General features: G+C 57.2%; 7 protein-coding genes. 6 read left to right on the plus strand and 1 reads right to left on the minus strand.

The window, feature by feature from the left end:
• The coding region (locus A1355_RS10325; protein WP_197471779.1) for a transglutaminase-like domain-containing protein at nucleotides 1-404 on the minus strand (404 nt) is incomplete at its 3' end.
• Between the two features lie 196 nt (nucleotides 405-600).
• Here A1355_RS10325 and A1355_RS10330 point away from each other — a divergent pair.
• The 6 genes from A1355_RS10330 to A1355_RS10355 all read left to right on the plus strand — a co-directional run bounded on the left by A1355_RS10330 (nucleotide 601) and on the right by A1355_RS10355 (nucleotide 6,110).
• Nucleotides 601-1,980: an L-serine ammonia-lyase gene (locus tag A1355_RS10330; RefSeq protein WP_064027692.1), complete on the plus strand. Its 1,380-nt coding sequence runs from the start codon at nucleotides 601-603 to the stop codon at nucleotides 1,978-1,980.
• A gap of 454 nt (nucleotides 1,981-2,434) precedes the next feature.
• The gene (locus tag A1355_RS10335) at nucleotides 2,435-3,295 is read left to right on the plus strand and encodes a hypothetical protein (protein ID WP_064027694.1); all 861 of its coding nucleotides are present in this window, start codon (nucleotides 2,435-2,437) and stop codon (nucleotides 3,293-3,295) included.
• A gap of 424 nt (nucleotides 3,296-3,719) precedes the next feature.
• Nucleotides 3,720-4,118 carry an MbcA/ParS/Xre antitoxin family protein gene (locus A1355_RS10340; protein WP_064027696.1) on the plus strand — a complete coding sequence of 133 codons (399 nt, stop codon included), beginning with the start codon at nucleotides 3,720-3,722 and terminating at the stop codon, nucleotides 4,116-4,118.
• A 2-nt stretch (nucleotides 4,119-4,120) separates the two neighbouring features.
• Nucleotides 4,121-4,846 carry an RES family NAD+ phosphorylase gene (locus A1355_RS10345; RefSeq protein ID WP_231883634.1) on the plus strand — a complete coding sequence of 242 codons (726 nt, stop codon included), beginning with the start codon at nucleotides 4,121-4,123 and terminating at the stop codon, nucleotides 4,844-4,846.
• A 2-nt stretch (nucleotides 4,847-4,848) separates the two neighbouring features.
• Entirely contained in the window at nucleotides 4,849-5,322 is a 474-nt protein-coding gene (locus A1355_RS10350; RefSeq protein ID WP_064027699.1) for an MEKHLA domain-containing protein, read from the plus strand.
• Between the two features lie 167 nt (nucleotides 5,323-5,489).
• Nucleotides 5,490-6,110: a choice-of-anchor R domain-containing protein gene (locus A1355_RS10355; RefSeq protein ID WP_064027701.1), complete on the plus strand. Its 621-nt coding sequence runs from the start codon at nucleotides 5,490-5,492 to the stop codon at nucleotides 6,108-6,110.
• Nucleotide 6,111: the final 1 nt, after the last annotated feature.

Here is a 6,111-nt window from a genome sequence, read left to right on the forward strand (position 1 = left end):
CCGCGCGCGTCGAGCCGGTACCAACCGTGGTCGGTTAAATACACCGCGTTCAAGCCGTGCAGACAATACGGCGGAATGTCGCCGTCTAGAGATAGGCGCTGGTAGCACAAGCCGGCCGGAATTCGGTTGGCGCGCAGCAACGCGGCCAGCAAATGGCTCTTGGCGTAACAATAGCCGGTGGCGTGGCTTAAAACCTCGGAGGCGCGGCAGGTCACCGGGTTTTTGCGGTAATCCCAACTGTGTTGGATGCGGTCGCGGACGAATTCGAAGCAGCGTTTGGCGATGTCTTCATCGCCGTCCGCGCCGGCCGCCAAAACGGCGGCTTGGGCCAAAACGGCCGGATGCCGCCAGTCGATGTATTCGCTGGCGGCCAGGAAGGCTGCGGGGTCGGTTGGGTTGGTCATCGCGGACTTCGAATGCTTGGCAAAGGGTGGGCGCGATTATCGCATTCGTCTGGGGTCCGTGCGATGTTCGCGGCTAAGAGAGAAACCGTTCGCCGCCGTTTGCCGGTCGGGTGCCGCCCAGAATGCCGATCGACGCGGCGTTTTGCGCTGCAATTGGTAAACTGCCGATATTCCTTTCGAATTTCGGGCAACCTTCATGGCAATCAGCGTTTTCGACATTTTTAAAATCGGCATAGGCCCGTCCAGTTCGCATACGGTCGGGCCTATGCGGGCGGCGGCGACCTTTGCCGCCAACATGGAGCAACGCGGTATCGCGCCGGCGATACGCCGGGTCAAAATCGAGCTGTTCGGCTCGTTGGGCGCCACCGGCAAGGGGCACGGTAGCGACAAGGCGGTGATGCTGGGCCTGGAAGGCGAAGCGCCGGACTTGATCGACCCGGCGATTATCCCGACCCGCTTGGCGGCAATCCGCGATACCGGCCTGTTGAACCTGCTGCAACGTTATCCGTTGCCGTTTAACGAAAAAGCCGACTTGCTGTTTCACCGCAAGGCGCTGCCCTATCACGCCAACGGCATGCGCTTCAGCGTGTTCGACGCGGACGGCGCCGAATTGGCCCAAGCGGATTTTTATTCGGTCGGCGGCGGCTTCGTCGTCACCGACGCGGCGGCGGCGCTGGACCAATTGACCCACGACGATACCCGCTTGCCCTACCCGTTTCGCACCGGCGCCGCGCTGCTAAAGCTATGCCACACCCACCGCAAGCCGATCAGCGAGCTGATGCTGAGCAACGAAAAAGCCTGGCAAAGCGAGGAGCAAATCCGCGCTAAATTGCTGAACATCTGGCACGTGATGCAGGCTTGCGTCGAACGCGGCTTGCACGAGGAAGGCATTTTGCCGGGCGGCATGAAGGTCAAGCGCCGTGCCGCCAATCTGCACCGGCAATTGACCGGCGAAATTCCCAGCCAGACGCCGAATCTGCCGGTCGGTACCATGGAATGGGTGAATCTGTTTGCGTTGGCGGTTAGCGAGGAGAACGCCGCCGGCGGCCGAGTCGTCACCGCCCCGACCAACGGCGCGGCCGGCATTATCCCGGCGGTGCTGCATTATTACTGGCGGTTTTGCCCGGACGCCAGCGAAGACGGCGTGATCCGCTTTCTGTTGACGGCGGCGGCGATCGCGATTTTGTACAAGGAAAACGCTTCGCTGTCCGGTGCCGAAGTCGGTTGCCAGGGCGAGATCGGCGTGGCCTGTTCGATGGCGGCCGGCGCCTTGGCCGAGGTACTGGGTGGCACCCCGGAACAAGTCGAAAACGCCGCCGAAATCGGCATGGAACACAATCTGGGCCTAACCTGCGATCCGGTCGGCGGCCTGGTGCAAGTGCCGTGTATCGAACGCAACGCGATGGGCTCGGTCAAGGCCATCAACGCCGCGCGAATTGCGTTACGCGGCGACGGCAAACATTTCGTGTCGCTGGACAAGGTCATCAAAACCATGCGCGAAACCGGCGCCGACATGAAAACCAAATACAAGGAAACCTCGCGCGGCGGCCTGGCGGTGAATTTGATCGAATGCTGATGAGGAGGAGCGCGGTATTACTCGCGCCTCTTGCGTCGGAATAGTGGGTGGTGAATGCTCGCAATCGACCGATAGGAGTTACCCAATGACCGGGGGTGAGCCGATTGCCGACAGTAGGATGGGTCGAGCGAAGCGAAACCCATCAATCGAAGCTAAATATGTCGAAAGGCGAACGAATTTCCAAAAGCCGTGAACACAAACAGGAACGCGGTATTTACCCAACGGGCACAAGCGGCAAAGACGGTTTTGGGGGCATCGAATTAGAAGCGCGGAAGACTTCGTCAAACGCGGCATTCTCCCGGAAGATTGGGCGGGCGACATCTATCCTGAATTGGATTTGGCGTAATCGATGGTATTTTTGAAGGGTTTCGGCTAGCGCCTCTACCACCCACGAGCTGCGTTCAAGTTCGCAACCTCCGGCCGCTGGGGTGCGCCTTAGATTGACCAGGAAATTATGACTAAGAAGAGACAAGCGAAGTTTGACGTTGAAGACTTCTCCAGATACCTCAAACAATTTCTTCCAAACGTGATGAAACTTTTCGATCCAACTCCAGCAGATATCTCTCTTGTATTCAATCGTTTTGAAACTCGATATGCCTTCTATGAAAAACAACTAGCTGTTTCCGAGAGTTTTTACATCGAGAACAGCTTGGTAGACCTAATTTGGAAAGCCGAAGAGGGTGTTCCTTTTGCAGTAGACTATCTAGCATTCATTGAGGCGCAATGCGCCGTCATCATGAAGAACATTGATCCAGCACTCTGCCGTGAGTTTCGCTCGACGATGAAAAACTTGTTTCTCAACTTTGACGACAACGAGTCGAGAATCCAGAGCTACGTCGGTGAACTTTGCGTCCTGGCGAAATTGTTGAGTAGTAACGTCTATAGGTTGCTCAAGGTAGAATACAGACTTTCAAATGGTAATAGCATTGACTATCTGCTTTCGGACGGGGAGCGACAACATCTGGTTGAAGTCTCGAATGTAGATATCTCCGGCTGGCCTACTCCTTCTCGGGACAAGGTGGTTGAACTGATTTGGGGGAAAGCAAAGACCAAGATTGAGACAAAATTCGCCGGTTCCGGGGTGCCAGAGAACATGAGCTTTATGCTGGTCCAAGTCACGTGGGGCGACCTTGAGAAGCTAGTCCCGTACCAGGACGTCTTTTCCAAAGGAGACTTGTTTGGTTCGGTTGTCGCTCAGCCAATGCATATTAGTAGGCTGCAGAATACGGAAACCAACAAGGAAGTGTATGTATTTATCACGACAGAAGCTGCGATCGAGATGAGTCGCAGGCGCCAGCACGGTAGGTTGAGTTGAGGTCCGAACCCAAACAAATTTGACAGACTCAAGTCAAGTCTAGCCAAGCGCGGGCACGGCTTTTTGTGCCCACGCGGGTTGCAATGGTGGGCAAATTTGCCCACCCTACATCTGGTAAAAGCACTTAACCGCACGATCAAAATTTAAAGGGTACGCGATGCGTACCCTACATCCGGTATCAGAAATACCCAATCATTGGCGGCATATGGCTGGTTTGCCGCCGTTAGTTAACGCGCGCGGCATGACCGCTTTTTGATCATCCCTCCGTATTCGGAATACGGTATCGCGGTTTCCGACTTGGGCTACGGAATCGCTCTGCCTTCGGTCTTTTCCACGCGATCTTTTTCGTTCGGCGGCAGTCGCTTGACAAAGTCCATATATAGACTTATTTTCAATTCAAGTTTATTCGAAACCGGGAGGGCTGATGTTGGCCCCAGCGCAAAATCCCTTATCCGCCGATAGCGCCGCCGTGGCCGGTGCGGCGTTGCGGACTTTTTTCAATATTGCCGAGGCTTGGAAACTCAATGCCGAACAGGCGATGCTGCTGTTGGGATTGGACTCGCGCAGTACCTATTTCAAATGGAAGAAGCAGCCGGAGTCGGCCAGTTTGAACGCCGACAAGCTGGAGCGTTTGTCTTACATTTTCGGCATTTACAAGGCCCTGCAGATTTTACTGCCGCGCGCCGAGGCGGCCGATCAGTGGCTGCACCAAGCCAATCAGGCCGCGCCGTTCGCCGGCCAATCGGCCTTGCAGCGCATGTTGTCCGGGCGAGTGGCCGACTTGTACGTGGTCCGCCAATATCTGGACGGCCAGCGCGGTTAGGCGTGATCGATCTGGCGACGATCGCGGTCAACCGCATTACCTGGCTGCCCTGCTGGCGGCTGGTGCCCAGCCGGTTTCCGCCGGACGGCTTGTTCGATCGGGTGGCCGCGCCGGCCGATCTGGACATCGTGTTCGCGATCGAAGCCCTGACCAACGACCGCTTGCGCGAACAAGCCGGCGACATTCGGCTGGTTGCGCCGGAGGACAGGATCGCCGGCCCCGGCACGACGCCGATCATGGCGGCCTTCACCCATCTGAATCCGGAAGGCAGCCGGTTTAGCGACGGCAGCTACGGCGTTTACTATGCCGCCTACGACCTGGACACCGCGATCGCCGAAACCTGTTTCCACCGGGCTCGCTTTCTGAGCGCGACCCGACAAGCGCCGCTGGACATCGACATGCGTAGTTACGCCTCGGATTTGGATGCGGACTTACACGACATTCGCGGCCGCCAAGCCGAGTGGCCGGAAATCTACGCCGCCGATACCAGTGCTTACGCCGCCGCCCAGCGGTTGGCAAAACAAGTGCGGGACGCCTGCGGCAATGGCCTGGCCTATGCCAGCGTCCGCAATCCCGGAGGCGACTGCGTCGCGGTGTTCAAGCCCAGGCTGCTGGCGCCGGTCAAACAGGGCGCGCATTTTTGCTATGTTTGGGATGGCGAGCGCATCAAGGCCGTCTATAAAAAAGAACTGTATTCGCCCGACCGTTCCGCTTTTTCGGAGAACTGATCATGCTGGATTTGCATCCGCCCGGCCCCGACAACCACTATCACCAAGCCCACATTGAGTTGCTGTTGGACAGCTATCGGCGCTTGCTTGGCAAGCCGTTGCTGGACGCGGTCGGCGACGATTTTGGACGGGTGGTTTACGAAGCCGACTTCGCCTTGCTGTCGCACAACACCGATCCCGATCCGCTGTTCAACTACGCCAACCGCAAAGCCTTGGGATTGTTCGAATTGACTTGGCAAGAATTGGTCGGCATGCCGTCGCGATTCTCCGCCGAACCGGTCAACCGCGAGGAACGCGAGCGCTTGCTGGCCAAAGTCGCCCGGCAAGGCTATATCGACGATTATGCCGGCGTGCGCATCGCCAAATCCGGCCGGCGTTTCATGATACGCGGCGCGGTGGTTTGGAACGTGCTGGACGGCGAGGGCCGGCCTTACGGACAGGCGGCGTGTTTCAGCGACTGGGATTGGCTGGCGTGATTCAAGAGTTATTGGCTCGCGCCTGGCGACTCCGGCCTGAAATTGGGCGTTTTATAAAGATTTACAATATTTTACGCCGGTTTACGTCTATTAACCTTTGATACGCCTATTATCAGTCCGCAACAAAGGGAAAGCGGATTTTTAATATTAAATAATAGGATAATCAAATGGTTGGAACAAATACGACATGGGTGTTGCCGGTTGCGGCCGCGTTCTGGATTTCGGGTGCGGCGCCGGTGCAGGCCTCTGGATTCGGCGAAAATTTGGCAGCCGATTCCGGCGGAACAATAACCGTCAGCGGTAGTACTTGGGAAGCGCAAAGTTTTAGCACCGACAATCAGGCTTACTTGCTGGATTCGATAAGTTTGCTGATTTCCAGTCTCGATCAGGGAACTTCGGTTAGCCTCTATTCCGACGCCTATTCGGCGCCGTCTCAAGCGCTGGCGACCTTAACGCTGAGCGGTGCCTATTCGTCCAGTCTGGCAGCCACGACGTTTTTGGCGGGCGATTTCTCCCTTACCGCCAACACCACCTATTGGGTGGTACTAAGCAATGTCACCGGCGCTACCGACTGGTCTTTCCAGGCTACCGACGACGGCAGCGCCAATGCTTGGGCCGAGTGGGACGGCAGCTATTGGTCCTCCTCCACCAGCTATCCCTTTCAGATGAGCGTCAGCGTGACGCAGGCCGCGGTACCCGTGCCGATGTCGCTACCGTTGATGCTGACCGGTCTGGCTGGCATTGTCGGATTCGCTCGCGGCCCACGCCTCGGCGTTATTGGCGCTTGAT

This window comes from Methylomonas koyamae (assembly GCF_001644025.1).
GTDB classification, from domain to species: Bacteria; Pseudomonadota; Gammaproteobacteria; order Methylococcales; family Methylomonadaceae; genus Methylomonas; species Methylomonas koyamae_A.